The 15,083-nt window shown below is 63.0% G+C and carries 10 protein-coding genes and 1 pseudogene; 6 read left to right on the forward strand and 5 right to left on the reverse strand.

What is annotated here, in order from left to right; translation table 11 throughout:
* Window positions 1–52: 52 nt before the first annotated feature.
* The 3 genes from QD208_RS08450 to QD208_RS08460 form a co-directional block, all read right to left on the reverse strand.
* Window positions 53–910 carry a proline/glycine betaine ABC transporter permease gene (locus QD208_RS08450; protein ID WP_043333557.1) on the reverse strand — a complete coding sequence of 286 codons (858 nt, stop codon included), beginning with the start codon at window positions 908–910 and terminating at the stop codon, window positions 53–55.
* Window positions 907–2,115 carry a glycine betaine/L-proline ABC transporter ATP-binding protein gene (locus QD208_RS08455; protein ID WP_043333554.1) on the reverse strand — a complete coding sequence of 403 codons (1,209 nt, stop codon included), beginning with the start codon at window positions 2,113–2,115 and terminating at the stop codon, window positions 907–909. Before QD208_RS08455 ends, QD208_RS08450 begins: the two co-directional genes overlap by 4 nt.
* A gap of 461 nt (window positions 2,116–2,576) precedes the next feature.
* Complete coding sequence (locus QD208_RS08460) at window positions 2,577–5,666, reverse strand: bifunctional acetate--CoA ligase family protein/GNAT family N-acetyltransferase (protein WP_225348062.1); 3,090 nt, start codon at window positions 5,664–5,666, stop codon at window positions 2,577–2,579.
* A gap of 201 nt (window positions 5,667–5,867) precedes the next feature.
* Here QD208_RS08460 and QD208_RS08465 point away from each other — a divergent pair.
* A pseudogene (locus tag QD208_RS08465) lies at window positions 5,868–6,794 on the forward strand (histone deacetylase family protein); the annotation flags it as partial.
* 562 nt (window positions 6,795–7,356) lie between these two features.
* The gene (locus tag QD208_RS08470; RefSeq protein WP_054556712.1) at window positions 7,357–7,995 is read left to right on the forward strand and encodes an XRE family transcriptional regulator; all 639 of its coding nucleotides are present in this window, start codon (window positions 7,357–7,359) and stop codon (window positions 7,993–7,995) included.
* Between the two features lie 308 nt (window positions 7,996–8,303).
* Here QD208_RS08470 and QD208_RS08475 read toward each other — a convergent pair whose 3' ends face one another.
* Both QD208_RS08475 and QD208_RS08480 read right to left on the reverse strand, forming a co-directional pair.
* Window positions 8,304–9,353 carry a helix-turn-helix transcriptional regulator gene (locus QD208_RS08475; protein WP_153635730.1) on the reverse strand — a complete coding sequence of 350 codons (1,050 nt, stop codon included), beginning with the start codon at window positions 9,351–9,353 and terminating at the stop codon, window positions 8,304–8,306.
* Window positions 9,353–10,288 carry a formate dehydrogenase accessory sulfurtransferase FdhD gene (locus QD208_RS08480; protein WP_225348131.1) on the reverse strand — a complete coding sequence of 312 codons (936 nt, stop codon included), beginning with the start codon at window positions 10,286–10,288 and terminating at the stop codon, window positions 9,353–9,355. The genes QD208_RS08475 and QD208_RS08480 overlap by 1 nt, the downstream gene beginning before the upstream one ends.
* A gap of 208 nt (window positions 10,289–10,496) precedes the next feature.
* Between QD208_RS08480 and QD208_RS08485 the strand changes: the two genes are divergently transcribed.
* From QD208_RS08485 to QD208_RS08500, 4 genes are all read left to right on the forward strand, one after another.
* Window positions 10,497–11,054: a DUF3305 domain-containing protein gene (locus tag QD208_RS08485; RefSeq protein WP_153635729.1), complete on the forward strand. Its 558-nt coding sequence runs from the start codon at window positions 10,497–10,499 to the stop codon at window positions 11,052–11,054.
* Complete coding sequence (locus tag QD208_RS08490) at window positions 11,051–11,836, forward strand: DUF3306 domain-containing protein (RefSeq protein WP_279836501.1); 786 nt, start codon at window positions 11,051–11,053, stop codon at window positions 11,834–11,836. Before QD208_RS08485 ends, QD208_RS08490 begins: the two co-directional genes overlap by 4 nt.
* Before the next feature lie 480 nt (window positions 11,837–12,316).
* Window positions 12,317–14,233: a 4Fe-4S dicluster domain-containing protein gene (locus tag QD208_RS08495; protein WP_172978662.1), complete on the forward strand. Its 1,917-nt coding sequence runs from the start codon at window positions 12,317–12,319 to the stop codon at window positions 14,231–14,233.
* 4 nt (window positions 14,234–14,237) lie between these two features.
* A complete protein-coding gene (locus QD208_RS08500) occupies window positions 14,238–15,014 on the forward strand; it encodes a molecular chaperone TorD family protein (RefSeq protein ID WP_153635726.1) in 777 nt (258 codons plus the stop codon).
* Window positions 15,015–15,083 lie beyond the last annotated feature (69 nt).

Consider the following 15,083-nt stretch of genomic DNA (forward strand, 5'->3'; position numbering starts at 1 on the left):
AGGCGGCCTCCGCATGGGCCAGGCAATACACGGAGGCCGCTGGTGAATCCCCTCATGAACGGGGCTTCTTTTCCTTGCTGAAGGTCTGGGTCAGGCGGTCGAGCAGCATGGCCAGGATGACCACCGCGATGCCCGCTTCGAAACCATCTCCCGGACGCAGGCGCTGGATGGCTTTCCAGACCTCATTCCCCAGGCCATCGGCGCCGATCATGGCCGCGATCACCACCATCGACAGTGCCAGCATGATGGTCTGGTTGATGCCGGCCATCACGGTGGGCAGGGAAAGCGGCAGCTGCAGCTTGAAGAGCTTCTGGCTGCGGGTGGCGCCGAAGGCATCGGCGGCTTCGATCAGGTCATTGGGCACCTGACGAATGCCCAGCGTGGTGAAGCGAATCGCTGGCGGCATCGAGAAGATCACGGTGGCGAAGATAGCGGAGACCGAGCCGATGCCGAAGAAGGGAATCGCCGGGATCAGGTAGACGAAGGCCGGCATCGTCTGCATGAAATCCAGCACCGGCATGATGACCTTGTAGAAGCGGTCAGAGAGTGCCGCCAGTATCCCCAGCGGTACCGCGATGACCACGGCGACCAGGGTGGCGATCACCACCAGGGTCAGCGATTCGATCATCGGGTCCCACAGATCCAGGTTCCAGATCAGTCCCAGCCCCAGTACGGAACCGATGGCCAGGCGCGTGCCGGCCAGCCGCCAGCACAGCAGCGTCACCAGGGCGATCAGCGCCCACTCGGGCAGCCACATCAGCGCATCGTTCAGGACGTCGATGCCGGTCTCGGTGAACTTGGAGATGCCGCGCGTGATGCTGGAGTAGTTGGTCGTCAGGTAATCAAGCCCCGTCTCGATCCAGTCACCCAGCTCTATCTTCGGGATGGTAAAACCGGTTGCGTCGCTCATGCGTGTGCCTCCCCTGCTTCCGCCAGTTCCGCGAGTACGGACCCTTTGATCACCACGCCCAACAGGCGGGATTGCTCATCGACCACCGCCAGCGGATGGTGATGACCGGCAAACATCGCGAACAGGTTGTGCAGCGGTTCTTCCGGCGAGACCTGACAGCAATCGGAGTGGATGATGCTCGAGAGATCGGTGAGATTCTCGCGCACGGCACGTTCGGTATCCTCGGCGGTGATGATCCCGAGCACAGTGCGATCACGACGCACCACGAACAGGCTATCGAGGCCGTTGTCGCCCATCTTGCGCAGCGCCGTGCGCGGGCCATCATCATCGCGTGCGGTGGCACGGACATCGGTCATCGCCGAGCGGGCAGTGAGGATGCGCGACATGTCGACGCCTTCGACGAAGCGCGCCACATAATCATTGGCCGGGGAAGTGAGGATGCTTTCGGGGGAGCCGATCTGCACGATCTCGCCATCCTTGAGCAGGATGATGCGGTCGCCGATGGAGAGGGCTTCATCAAGATCGTGGGTGATGAAGATGGTGGTCTTCTTCATCTTGTGTTGCAGCGCCAGCAATTCCTGCTGCATGTCCTTGCGGATCAGGGGATCAAGCGCCGAGAAGGCCTCATCCATCAACAGCACCGTGGAGTCGTTGGCCAGCGCTCGCGCCAGGCCGACACGTTGTTGCATGCCGCCGGAGAGCTGGCTGGGGTAGGCATCTTCCCAGCCATCAAGGCCGACCTGCTTGAGCGCATCGCGACCGCGCTGATAACAGACTTCCTTCTCCTCGCCGCGCACCTCAAGCCCGAACTCGGCATTCTGCTGCACGGTGCGGTGCGGGAAGAGCGCGAAATTCTGGAACACCATCGAGAAATGCTTGCGACGACAGCGCAGCAGCGACTTGTCATCCAGCTTGGCGACATCATCGCCGTCGATGAGGATCTCGCCCTCCGTCGGTTCGATCAACCGGTTCAGGCAGCGGATCAGGGTCGATTTTCCGGAACCGGACAACCCCATGATGACCAGCAACTCGCCTTCCATCACATCAAAGTCCACGTTGGAAAGCCCCAACGTCTGGCCAGTCTTCTCGAGAATCTCGGGGCGTTTCATGCCCTCATCACGCAATTTGAGCGCCTTGTCGGGCTGATTGCCGAACACCTTGCTCAGATTGCGCACTCGAATCTTCACGTCGCGAGTGTCAGTCATTGGCTTTCCTGTCGTCAGCGGGCAGGAAATATCCACGGATTCTGTCAATTACGCACTCAATCCGGCAGGGAGAATGGCTCGCCCTGCCGCTGACATCGCGCAATCTGGCCGCAAGCATCGCTTGCCGACCTGCTGACAGAATACTGTGTCATCCCCTGCGCCATTATCCATAAAGGATTCTTATATTTGTAATTACAATACAGTTTTATTGATAAGCGCTCAAACACGAACAGACGCTTATACGACCAAGGTGGTATGCCCTTGACGCTTCTGCTGATACCTCCCTGAATCACGACATTGCATGTTGTTATTGGTCTATTGCTCTCCATTCCCTGACGCATTGCGTGTTGCCGAGAACCGCCTGGCAAGCCCGCGCACGCGCCCTTGAACAACCCCCGCACACGCCTATCAACAAGCCCAGGCACACGCCTATCAACAGGCCCTTGCACCATCAAGGCGCATCAGGCCTCGGCTTCCAGCCTCAGGCGCTGCCAATCACTGACTGGCTCGTTGAGACGGATGCTGGCATCGATGACCTGCTCCTCCATGTTGTAGCGGCAGGTGAAACCGAGGTGCTTCATCAGGGCGCGCATCGGGTGGTTGTCGATCATGATCTTGCCGACCATCTCCAGCGTGCCCAGCGAGCGGCAATAGCGCAGCATCTTCTCCATCAGCAGACTGCCGATCCCCTCGCCTTGCATGTCATCACGGATGATGACGGAGAATTCGGTGCGAATGTTGTCCGGGTCATTCCATACCCGCACCACCCCCAGCATCTCGCGCTGCGGCGACTCACCTGACTGGGCTTCCACTTCACGCTCGGCGATGAAGGCCATCTGGCGGTCGTAATTGATCTGGGCGAGCAACGCGAGATCTCGCTGAGTCAGCGCCGCCTTGTGGTGGAAGTAGCGGAAACGAATGCTCTCCTCGGATAGCCGCGCATGGAAGGCCGTGATCAAGGGCGCATCCTCGCCGCGTATCGGGCGAACCTCGACGTGCATGCCATTGTCCAGCGACACCCATTCACGCAGCTCCTCCGGATACGGCATGATCGCGAAACGGGCCGGTTTGCCGAGATCCAGCGCGAAGTCCACTGCCACGGCCTCCTCGCGATTGAGCAACAACGGATTGATTTCCAACCCTCTTATGTCACGCAAATCCGATGCCAACTGTGAGAGCTTGATCAACAGCGTGCTGACGCGCTCGAAATCGCGCTCCGGGTCCGGCGAGTGCTCGGCGATCAGGCGGGAGGCATGGCTGCGCGAGATCAGCTCACGCGCCAGTGTCATGTTGAGGGGCGGCAAGGCCACCTGGCGGTCCGCCAGCACATTGACCTTGTAACCGCCGATACCGAACACGATCACCGGGCCGAATTCGTCATCGCGCGTGATGCCTGCGCTCAACTGCAGCGAGTGTTTGCCACGCTGCATCGGCTGCAGGCAGAACTCATGAATGCGCGTGCGCTCGTGGTCACCGCGGCCACGCTCGGCATCGCCCTCCGCCACCTTCTGGGTGATGCGGCGAATCGCCAGCGCGATATCCTCCGGACCGGAAAGGTCCTGCACCACGCCGGAAGACAGCCGCTGTGGGTAGCGGCGATAGCGGAACGGCTGGCTGTTGTGTTCATGCACCACGCGCAGCGCATAGGGGCCCTGGCGAGAAGGCTTGTCGTCATCCGTGGCAGATCGCTGCAATTCGACGATGGCGCGCGCGCCTTCGGCGGCGTCGAGCACATAGCGACTGGGCGCGGTCGCGATGCCGTAGGTATCGAGCACCTGCGCCGTTTCCGAGTGGGTCAACCATTCACGGCCGGCACGCCGCGCACTGTGCACCAGATCATGGGCGCGGGCGCGGATCTCGGCACTGGTCGAGAAGGCCAGGCTCGGCGGCGTCTGCTGCAACAGTGTCTGCACACGGTGGTAATCGACCATCTGCAAGAAGGCCTTGACGCCCTTCTCCGGCGACAGATAGGTCGGAATGCCGGCCAGATGGCATTCATGGCGGGCTGAAAGCGCCTGCTCGAGCCCCATCCAGCTGGTCAGCAGGTTGCGTCGGAATTGCTTGCGATGCGCCACCAGGGCCTCGGCCGTTGCCCGTGAGGGAGCAAGGCGTGTCGGCGCATGCACGACCAGCACGGCGTCCACGCCACGGTCATTGGCCACGATGTTGACCGCGGCCAGGAAATCTTCCGGCGTGGCATTGCCGCCCAGATCCACCGGATTGCGCCCCGGCAGGCTGACATCCAGCTCGGCCTTGAGCAGCGCCTGGCGGCTCTCCTCGCTCAGCTCGGCCAGCTTGCCGCCACCCGCCATCAGCTTGTCGATGGCCAGCAAGGCCGGGCCCAACCCATTGGAGACGATCGCCAGCCGATCACCGCGCAACGGCTTCATGCGATTCAGCGTCTCCAGCGCATCGAACATGTCTTCGCTGTCATTGACGCGCACCACCCCGGCACGCGCGAGGGCAACATCGACGATCCGGTCGCGATTGGGCACGCCACGTGTGACATGTGTGCCGAACAGGTCGGCTTCCGGGGTACGGCCACTCTTGATCGCCAGCACCAGCCGATTGCGGGACGCCTCGCGCAGCGCGGTCATGAAGTGCATCGGGTCGTGAATGCGCTCCAGGTGCAACAGCAAGGCCTGCGACGGCCCGTACTGGTTCAGATAGTCGATCAGATCGGGCAGCATCACATCGACGCTGTCGCCCAGGGTCACCAGATGCGAGAAGCCGATGCCGCGCCCTGCCGCCCAGTCGATCATCGCATTGCCCAGCATCCCCGACTGGCCGAGATAGGCGACCTTGCCCTTGGCCACTGGCTGCCCGCTGAAGGAGGCATTCAGGTGCCGATTTGGCACGCAGATGCCCATGCATTCCGGCCCGAGCAGGCGAATCCCACTGCCTCGGGCGGCCTTGAGCAACCGACTGTTGAGGCTTTCCTGATCACGGTGGATACGCGGGACTTCGACACCCGGCTCTCGTGCCTGCGAGGCATCCAGCACGTCGTCCGTGCTGTCGGCGATCCGCGGGTAGCGCTCGGCGCTCGGCGCGGCAGGCTCGCCGGCCTCATCCAAAGACGACGCCTCGGTGACGGAGGGTTCGGGGCCTGGCTTGCCCGTAGTGGACCTGTGAATGCCCGGCAGACGCGGGGCAGTGAAGTTCAGCCCGTCGCGGCGTGACAGCATCTCAAGCCCCTTGCCGGTGACGCGGGCCAGCGAGCTGACCGGTGTCGGCGCGACACCTCCCGAAATCAGCAGCGCCGCCTTGACGCCGCGCCGGCCCAGCTTCTCGACCACACGCGGCAAGGTATCCGGCGGTGAGCACAGAATGGCCAGGTCCGGCACCTGCTCTAGCTCACTGACCCGCTTGACGCACGCCACGCCATGCACCGTCTCATATCCCTTGGGGTTGACCACCGTCAGGGCGCCCTTGAAGCCCCCTTCAAGCAGATTGCGCAGTACCTGCCCGCCCAGTGAATGCGGCTTTTCCGAGGCGCCGATCACCACGATACTGGCGGGCTCGAAGAAATTGCGCAGAAATCGCGTTCCCATAGGCTTGTCCTGTCAGCGGTTGCGCCTCGTCAGCGCGATATGAGCAGCATGCCGCGAAAGCGCAGGTCTGAACAGCCATCCTCGCGCCCTTCATGCGTGAAACAAGGTAGACCATCGGCGACTGGCTCATGCCATTGACGACTCTTACTGTTACGTCATGGTGCAGACCATTATGACCCGCACACTCACGCAGGCATGCCGATGATCACCTCCTACATATCCCATCGCGACTGCGGTCAGCATTTCATGGGCCCCACCCATCCCGAGAGCCCACTGCGTCTGCAGGCCATCGAGCGTCAGCTGGCGCTGAGCGGCGTGATTCAGCATGTCCAGCAATACAGTGCGCGAGCGGCAACGCTTGAGCAGCTGGCGCGCGTGCACCCCATGCGCCACCTGCAGGCGTTGGAGAAATGTCCGCCCCAGGCCGGGCAGCTGCTGACCATCAACGAAGACACCGTGATGTGTGCCGATAGCCTGGTCGCGGCGCGACTGGCCGCCGGCGCGGTGGTACGCGGGGTCGACCAGGTGATGCGTGATCAGGCCGACAACGTCTTCTGCGCCGTGCGCCCCCCGGGCCACCATGCCGAACGCGCCGATGCGATGGGCTTCTGCTTCTACAACAACGTGGCGGTGGGCGCTCTGCACGCCCGCCAGCATTACGGCGTGAAGCGGATCGCGATCCTCGATTTCGATGTACACCAGGGCAACGGCACCGTCGATATCTTCAAGCATGACCCCGATACGCTGGTGTGCTCCTCCTTTCAGGACGCCATGTACCCGTGGCGCTACCTGGAGAGCCGCTGGGAGCACATCCACAACACGCCCCTGAGCGAAGGCAGCGGCTCACTGGCCTTCCGGCGCGCCATTGAAGCCCAATGGCTGAAGAAGCTTGATGATTTCAAGCCGGAGTTGATCCTGATCTCGGCGGGCTTTGACGCGCACCGTGAAGACCCGATGGCAGAACTGTGCCTGGAAGATGACGACTATTACTGGGTCACCCTACTGGCGATGGATGTCGCGCGGCGTCACTGCCACGGGCGTATCGTCTCCGTGCTGGAGGGCGGGTATTGCCTGGAGGCGCTGGGGCGCAGCACCGAGGCGCATCTCAAGGCGCTGGCGGGCTTGCCGATGCAGGATGGCCTCGAGGCACGTGCCGGCGGCCATCGTCCTTCTAAGCAACCCATGTCAGAGCGACCCGAGTCAAACAAACCCGAGTCAGACCAGCTCGATCTCGCGCCTCCCACCGTGGATGCCCTCCCGCCCCGCTCCGCCTCTGGCACACCAGACGGCGTCCAGCCGTCGCTTGCCAAGCCCGCCGAGGATGAGCGTGATCACCCGCTGTTCTAGCGTCTGGCTGCTCTAGTGCCCGACTGTTCTAGCGCTGGGCATCCCCCGCACCGGTGACTTTTTCCCTGACGCACACCACACCTCACGACAGGTTTCCCGCAGCCAGGAAACCTGTCGCTGCATCATTGGAGCACCAGCGAGCCTTCGGTGTCGCGAACAGCCATGTCACAGACAGCCATGTCGCGGACAGCCATGTTGGCTACGTGTCGGGATGATGCGCGTTTGCCATGCTGTGATAAGCTGGCGATAAAGTTTCCGATAGTAAACTTTATCGCCAGCTGACAGCGCTGCGACACCCGATGTCGTGCGCCGCCAATATCACGCCCATAGCGAAGCCACTCTCATGAGCACACCGACAGACAAGGACGCCGCCGTCCGGATCGCCTCCGGTCGCAAACCCTTCGTTGAGCCCCTGAAGCTTGGCGAACGCGTGAAGCAGATCCGCCTCTCCCATCACTGGACGCTGGAAGATGTCAGCCAGCGCACGGGACTGGCACGCTCGACATTGTCCAAGATCGAGAACGAGCAGATCTCGCCGACCTTCACGGCGGTCCAGAAGCTGATTCATGGTCTCAACATCGACCTGCCGCAGCTGCTGAGCCCGCCCAAGCGCCAGAGTGGCACACTCGGGCGTCGCGATCTGACGCGCGTCGGTGATGGCAAGTCACACCCGACCCCGACCTATGAGCACGAGCTGCTGTCCTGGCAGCTGGCGCAGAAACGCATGATTCCTTTCAAGACTCGCGTGCGTGCGCGCAGCTTCGATGACTTCCCCGACTGGGTGCGTCACGACGGCGAGGAGTTCCTGATGGTCTTGGCGGGCAGCATTCTGCTCTATTCGGAATTCTATGAACCCTTGCCGCTGGGTGAGGGTGACAGCATCTATTTCGACTCCGACATGGGGCACGCTCTGGTTTCTACCAGCGAAGAAGATGCCATCGTGCTGTCGGTGTGCACTCGCAATGATTCGGATCCGAGCTGATCTGATTTGAAGTGAGCTGGGCTGTGTTGAAGTGAGACAAGCCACGTAACGCACTGGCAGGAAGCTAAACCGCAAAGATTGCCTTAACGCGAGCGTCACCTGGCCGGTCCATTCAAAACAATGACTTGCTTGACCATGCTCGCCGTCAGCTCGAAATAAAAAAATCGCCCACTAGCCATGCGCTAATGGGCGATTTTTCTGGATATCGCAAAGACACTCATGGCTTGCGCCGAGTCCTGACCGCCAGCATCCACTGGGTGTTCAGTTTATCGAGCGTCTCATTACAGAGCGTCTCGATACCGAGCGTCTCAATCGTGCTGTGCGGCATCGCCGCGCCAGATCAACTGACCGCATTCGCGCAGATCATAGCCGCCGAGGGATTGCGCCAGCTGGATGCCATTCGGTGTGGCAAGATAGTCCAGCAACCCCTGGAAGAGATCGCGGAAGTAGACATTGCGCGGTACCACCAGGTCGAAGGCCTCTTCACAGACCGGCACGAAGCCGAGGCCGAACTCATTGGCGGCCGACAGCGTACCGGGGCCGACATCCACCTCGCCGCGCGCCACCATCGAGGCCACCTCACGCTCGGAATAGGCGATCGCCAGGGTGTTGAGCTGCTCGGCACGCATCTGATGGCCGGACAGCCACTCCTGCAGGAAGCGCTGCGAACCTGCCCCCTCCTGTCGCACCGCCCAACGCCGCTGCGAACCGAAAAGGCCGCTGGGGTCGATGGACAGATGGCGATCATCATTGCGGATGATCAGCCCCTGGGTACGGCGCGCAAGCCGCACCATCACCCACTGACGATAGCCATCATGGCCGCGAATCAGCGCCGGATGACGCAGCGCCGCCTCCTCCGCGCGCCCCCAGTGAATGGCGCAGACGTCAGCACGCCCCTGGCTGAGCAGATCAAGCCCCAGACGCGTGCCGGTGACGCTCATGCCATAGAAGGCGCTACCGGCATGCTGCTGATTGAGACGCATGGAGAGCGCGGCCAGCAGCGGGTCATCACTGCCGGTGATCATCAGGCGATCCGCCAGCACACCATGATGGCTGGACTCGAGAATCCATTGCTCCACCAGGCGCCGCGGAAAGAGCCACTTGCCGGTCACCTTGGTCGCCGGCATGGTGCCGTCACTGGCCAGCTGATAGATCTTCTTCTCGTTGAGGTGCAGAAGGCGCGCGACTTCCTGCACCGTCAGAAAGGGGTTGTCGTGGGGAACCGGAGCCTGCCGGCCGGTGGCCGCATTCAGGGCCTCGCCTGAAGACTCAGCGGTAGAGCCGCCCGAAGGTGCGCCGAGTTCAGAGGAAAAGCCCTGTGAGGGTATGACGCCCAGCGGCGAAGAAAGACGACTCATCACTGCGCCCCCTTGTCATGTCCGGCTGCGCCGTCTGCTGAAGATGGCTTGCCTGACGCGTCATGGCGCGATGATTTGAGAGCGTCGCCGGCACGCAGCGGCGGGATGGCATCCAGCACCAGCCGCCCGGCAGGGTCCACCGCCTGGAAGTGGCGCCCCTTGGCGCGCGCGATCAACAGCACGCCAAAGCGTTCCGCCAGCTCCACTCCCTTCTGCGTGACGCCGGAACGCGAGACCAGCACCGAGACCCCCGCCTGAGCCACCTTCAGTACCATCTCGGAAGTCAGACGACCGGTAGTGTAGAAGATGTTGGCCCCCTGATAATCACTGGCATCATCACTCAGGGGCGCCAACCAGCTCAGCCCCGCCAGCGTATCGACGGCGTTGTGGCGGCCGACATCCTCGATGAACGCCAGCACTTCATCATCCCGACACAGGGCGCAGCCGTGAACCGCGCCGGCCTTGCGATAAGTCGCGTTGTGCGCCGCCAGCGCCTCCAGCAGGCGATACAACAGGGCCTGACTGAAGGGGCCTGCATCCAGCGCAGCCAGTGATTGGCGCTCCAGCAGATTGCCGAATACCGTGCCCTGCCCACAGCCGGTAGTCACGGTGCGCTTGCCGAGGCGCTGCTCGATATCCTCGGGTAGATGACGCGTCACCACCGAGGCGCTCTCGACTTCCCAATCCACCTGCAGCGCTTCGAGGTCCTCAAGCTCACCCAGCAGTCCCTGATTGCGCAGATAACCGGCCACCAGCGCCTCAGGTTCGGCACCCAGGGTCATCAAGGTGACGATCTCGCGACGATTGAGATAGATGGTCAGCGAGCGCTCGGCGGCAATGGACTGCTGATGGCGCTCACCGCGCTCATCCATGACTTCGATGTCCAGCGTAGTGGGTAGTGTGGCGCGACTGATCGCTGGCCGTGCAGAGGGCATCATGAACTCGGGTCTCCCTGATCGAGCCGGTTGGAATGGCAATTCTTGCGCTGAATCGCCGTAGAGTACCAGTCTGATGGCAGAGCTGTCCCCGCACTGACTGACGGTAACCCTGATATCGCATGCGCCGGCATGTATCTTGCACACCAGCACCATCGCAGCATTCTTTTCAGACCCGCTTGCGGGTACAGCAGTGAACAAGGAAGCCATGTCTGAATCCATCCCTCCCCGCAGTGACGACACCCGCTGGTTGAGCGTCACCCTGGCGCCCACCACGCAGAAACTGGGGCGTTTCAGCATCGACACCTGGCGGATTGCCGACCTCTCGCCCTCTGCAACGCCAGAGACGGAATCGCACGTAGCGGAGCCTGCCGCCGCTGATGAAGTAGCGCATCGCCGCATCCTGCCGCTGCAGCTTCACCTCACCGAGCGCACCGATTACCGCTACAACCTGCGCTGCGAGCAGCCGCGCCTGTTCGTCCAATGCGATGAGCGTGAAGCCGACGGCATGCAGCCCCGCGTGGTGACGGCCTGTCAGGAGGTAGCATCGCATTGGATGGATGGCGACCAGCTGGTGCTGGATGTGCCGATGCCCCCGGCCTTGATGGTGTGGCTGGAAGCCTACCTCGCGCGTCACGGCGAACGACTCGACGAAGGCAAGAAGAAGAAACGCAAGGGCGCCGGGCGCGCCAGTCAGGCAGAGCAGCACGCCGTGACGCCCAACAAGACTCATCAGCCCGGTGATGGTACGGAAAGCACGTCATGAGCCAGCACGACGACAACGCAAGCCCTGCCCATGAAGGCCTGTTCTCGCGCTGGTCACGCCGCAAGCAAGGCGACAGCCGCCGTGAAGACCAACTGTCACAGCCGGACAGCACCGAGGTGAGTAAAGCCGACAGCCTTCCGCCGTCACAGGTGGGAGTCGCCTCTGAAAGTAGCGCTGACACCCCTGCAGCGCGCGGCTCGCAGCACGAATCCCTGAGCGGCGATAGCCCCTCCTCGGCAGCAGAGCAGGCAGCAGAGCAGGCAACCGCCGAGAGCGATCAGCAGGCAGCAGACGCTGACAACGCTGAAGTGCCAGTCATCGAGCTGCCAGCCCCGGACACCCTGACCCCAGACGCCGACATCAGCGCCTTCATGCAGAGCGGCGTGGACCCGGCGCTACGCCAGCGTGCGCTGCGACGCATCTTCATGGGGGGCGAGCACTCGGTGCGCGATGGGCTGGATGACTACGACCAGGACTTCTCCCAGATGCGCCCGCTCGCCGAAGGTGTCGCCGACACGCTGCGCAGCTGGACCCGCAAGGTCGAAGAAGGCCTGGAAAAGCTCGGTGAGGCAAGCGAGACACCCCAGGCGGATACGGCGCAGGAGACAGACGACCAGATCGCTGAGCAGGCGCCTGACGGTGAGGCGCCAGTGGGCGAGTCACACGCGACGCCCAGCGACGAGATAGTCGAGTCGCCTGACCCGCAAGCGATACGAGCAGAAGACTCGCGCGAGCCAGCTCCCGCGTCAGATGATGTCGGCGGCGTCCGCCACAAGCCGTGAGCCGGGGCTGGCCCCACAGACGCCTCCAGCGCCAAGGCGTCAGGATGACGCGCCGCACAATCAACATGCGTCATTATGACCCACGAGTAAGCCGGATACGTCTGACCGAGGTCATCCTGATGCCTCATGGGTCACCCTGACGCGCCTCATCAAGGCGCACTGACTGCAACGCACATGCAAGATTCAGCATGACATGCCAACCCTTGAAGATGATGACTGGCGTCAACCGCCTGCGCTGATGAGTGCCTGCGCGACCTGACCGCGCCCCTCTTCTCGCCGGGCGTGAAAACGGCAATGTCATCAACAGCATGCAAAGATGGTTGGCCTGTCATGAATCCCCCACTGAACGACTGTCGATCGCCGACCCGGCTCTGACCGCGAGAGACCGCGAGAATCAGCGACGACCGGGACCTGCATCATCCGCCTGCCACCTGACGGCAGCTTGCATGCAAGGTCCGCCACGACCGAATAAGGATGAGGATGCTCAGCTCAAGCCTCGAGAGCGCTCAGCGCGCCCTCAATCAACAAGCACGCCAACGCGCCCTGTCATCCGCCATGGGTGGCTCGCCTGCCTCAAGTCTGCCGCTGTTGGCGACGGATGCCGGTAGCGCCCCCATCCGCTATCACAGTCAGGGACGCACCGTGATCATCGGCAGCGAAGCACGAGTGCGAGCACTGGCGAGTCTGCTGTCCCGCCTGCCGGCCACCGCTCAGCTGCCGCTGGCACTATTGATCAGTGAGCAGGACAACAGTGCGCTGGTGACGATGGATGAACAGCATCTCGCCGCCAGTGAGTCGCTGCCTGTGCACAGTGCCCCGCGTGACATGCTCGCGCTGAGCGGTCACCTCGGCCAGTTCAGCCTTGCCAGTGATGGCGTCAATCTGGCTGCCGCGCTGGTGCCGCAAGGTGCTGGCAGCGCGACCCATTTCGACCTGATCGCCGACCTGTCCAGCCAGCCGCTCAACCAGGCGGAACTGCCACCGCCCGGCTATCTGCAAGCCGGCGCGGACGTCATCGCCGAGCTGGATCAGCTGGTCGCCGATGCTGAGGCCTCTCAGGAATCACTGTCACAGCTGACCGCCTGGGCCATGCAGTTCGCGGGTCTGATCGGCAACTTCGACAAACCGAATTACGTGACCGTCAATCTCGATACCTGCGCGCACTCCAGTGCCGGCAATATCGGCTGTACGCGTTGCCTGTCGTCGTGCAGCGCCGATGCCATCTTCTCGGTGGCCGGTCGTCGCAATGCGCATATCGAGATCGACCCTTACCTGTGCCACGGCGCGGCCAGCTGCGTCAGCGCCTGCCCGACCGGCGCGCTGAGCTTCACCCAGCCCCCGGCCGAGCAGCGCATGGAGCAGATCCAGCGCCTGCTGGAGCGCTATCAGGATGGCGGTGGCCTCTACCCGCTGCTGCGCTATCGCCTGGAGCAATCCCCTGCCTCGCAGACTGCCCTGGCGAGTGTCGACCAAGAGCGCTGCCTCGATATCACCCTCGAGGAAATCTCCGCCACCGGGCACGACGAGTGGCTGGCCGCTCTCGCACTCGGCGCGACGCAGGTCATCGTCGAACTGCCCCACGACCTGCCCGCAGGCCAGCACCAGCAGCTCGATAGCGAACGTCGCCTGGCACTGACCCTGCTCGACAGCATGGGGCTTGCCAATGCGGACAGTGGCGAGCCGCGCATTCGCTTCGTCTCTTTGCCATCCCCCCTGCCACAAATGGATAGCTACGAGACTGAAGCCCTACCCCTGATCACGCCGCTGTGTGTCGCTCTGGCACCGGGCGCGGACAGTGAAGAAGAGCAGCAGCCCAGCCAGCCGATCGCCCGTGACTGGCTGCTGGGTCAGCCGCAGGCACGCCCCGGCAAGCGCGAACGCCTCAATCGGGTGCTCGATCACCTGGCGACCCTGTCGGTCGCGGACCTGGCGCAGGACAGCGTCGCCGTGCCGACAGGCGCGCCCTTCGGCGTGGTGAACGTCGACAGCGACAACTGCACGCTGTGTCAGGGCTGCGTCGCCGTCTGCCCGACCAGCGCCCTCTCGGCCAATCGCACGTCGCCTGCACTATCCTTCACTCAAGGTGACTGCGTGCAGTGTGGCCTGTGCGAGCAGGCATGCCCAGAGCAGGTCATCACCCTGACGCCTGGCTTTGCCCCGCAGCCCGACGTGCGGCGCGAACCGCAGCTGATCAAGCAGGATGTGCCCTTCCCCTGCATCAGCTGCGGCACGCCGTTCGGCTCCACCGCCACCATCACGGCGATGCAGACCAAACTGGCCTCGCATGCCTACTTCCAGGGCGATGGCGCACTGCGCCTGAAGATGTGCAGCGATTGCCGCGTCAAGGACATCTGGCACGAAATGGCACGCAATCCCGATGCCCAACTCAAGGTTTGAGCCAATGACATCACCCACGTCGACTCCCGACGACTTTGCAGCAGGTGGGACTGACGATCGTGCACCTGACACCACTGCGGCCGACTCTCTGATAAGCCATAGTGAAGAACAGCAGGCATTGCGCGCCGACCTCTACCGGCTGCTGGCGCGGCTATTGCGCGCGGCACCGGATGCGGAACTGATCGACTTTCTGGCCGAACTCGACCATGACGCAATCAGCCTGCCCGGGGCCGCCGAGCAACAACTGCCGCGCGCGCTGGCGTCGCTGTCATTGGCCGCCCGCGTCAGCGACTCGCGCCGTCTGGAAGACGACTTCTTCCAGAGCCTGGTAGGCGTGGTGCAGGGCGAGGTAGTGCCCTACGCCAGCTGGTACCTCACCGGCTCGCTGATGGAAATGCCGCTGGTCGCCCTGCGCCAGGACCTGAAACGTCTCGGCTTCGAACGCCAGAGCGATGTGCATGAGCCCGAGGATCACCTCGGCGCACTGTGCGAGGTGATGGCCATGCTGATCGATGAGGTGCCCGGCGAGCAGGTCAATTTCTTCCGCCGCCATGTGGCCAGCTGGGGCGAGCGCTGCTGCGCCGACCTCGCGGGACGCGAGAGCCCCTTCTATGCCGCCGTCGGCTACCTGGGGCAGGCCTTCCTGCGGGCAGAGCGCCTGAACCTCGGTGACTCGATCCCGCTGCATGCGGCGACCGAAAACAACTCTGGCGTGCAGGTGACGGCCGAGGCCGTCCAGCTCGTCACGCCAGCCAGTGTGGCGCCCGACGCAAGACACTGATGTCACGCATGACGTGAAGCAACATTCGAGACTGCAACGCTATCCATCTCGCATCACCCAGCAGCATTG

The organism is Cobetia sp. 29-18-1 (assembly GCF_029846405.1).
In the GTDB taxonomy this organism is placed as follows: domain Bacteria; phylum Pseudomonadota; class Gammaproteobacteria; order Pseudomonadales; family Halomonadaceae; genus Cobetia; species Cobetia amphilecti.

Excerpts from the sequence above, each read along its gene's own strand:
- QD208_RS08480 (WP_225348131.1), bottom strand. The coding sequence starts at position 10,288 with ATGCCCTCTGCACGGCCAGCGATCAGTCGCGCCACACTACCCACTACG.
- QD208_RS08495 (WP_172978662.1), top strand. The coding sequence starts at position 12,317 with ATGCTCAGCTCAAGCCTCGAGAGCGCTCAGCGCGCCCTCAATCAACAA.
- QD208_RS08450 (WP_043333557.1), bottom strand. The coding sequence starts at position 910 with ATGAGCGACGCAACCGGTTTTACCATCCCGAAGATAGAGCTGGGTGAC.
- QD208_RS08455 (WP_043333554.1), bottom strand. The coding sequence starts at position 2,115 with ATGACTGACACTCGCGACGTGAAGATTCGAGTGCGCAATCTGAGCAAG.
- QD208_RS08470 (WP_054556712.1), top strand. The coding sequence starts at position 7,357 with ATGAGCACACCGACAGACAAGGACGCCGCCGTCCGGATCGCCTCCGGT.
- QD208_RS08485 (WP_153635729.1), top strand. The coding sequence starts at position 10,497 with ATGTCTGAATCCATCCCTCCCCGCAGTGACGACACCCGCTGGTTGAGC.
- QD208_RS08460 (WP_225348062.1), bottom strand. The coding sequence starts at position 5,666 with ATGGGAACGCGATTTCTGCGCAATTTCTTCGAGCCCGCCAGTATCGTG.
- QD208_RS08475 (WP_153635730.1), bottom strand. The coding sequence starts at position 9,353 with ATGAGTCGTCTTTCTTCGCCGCTGGGCGTCATACCCTCACAGGGCTTT.
- QD208_RS08500 (WP_153635726.1), top strand. The coding sequence starts at position 14,238 with ATGACATCACCCACGTCGACTCCCGACGACTTTGCAGCAGGTGGGACT.
- QD208_RS08490 (WP_279836501.1), top strand. The coding sequence starts at position 11,051 with ATGAGCCAGCACGACGACAACGCAAGCCCTGCCCATGAAGGCCTGTTC.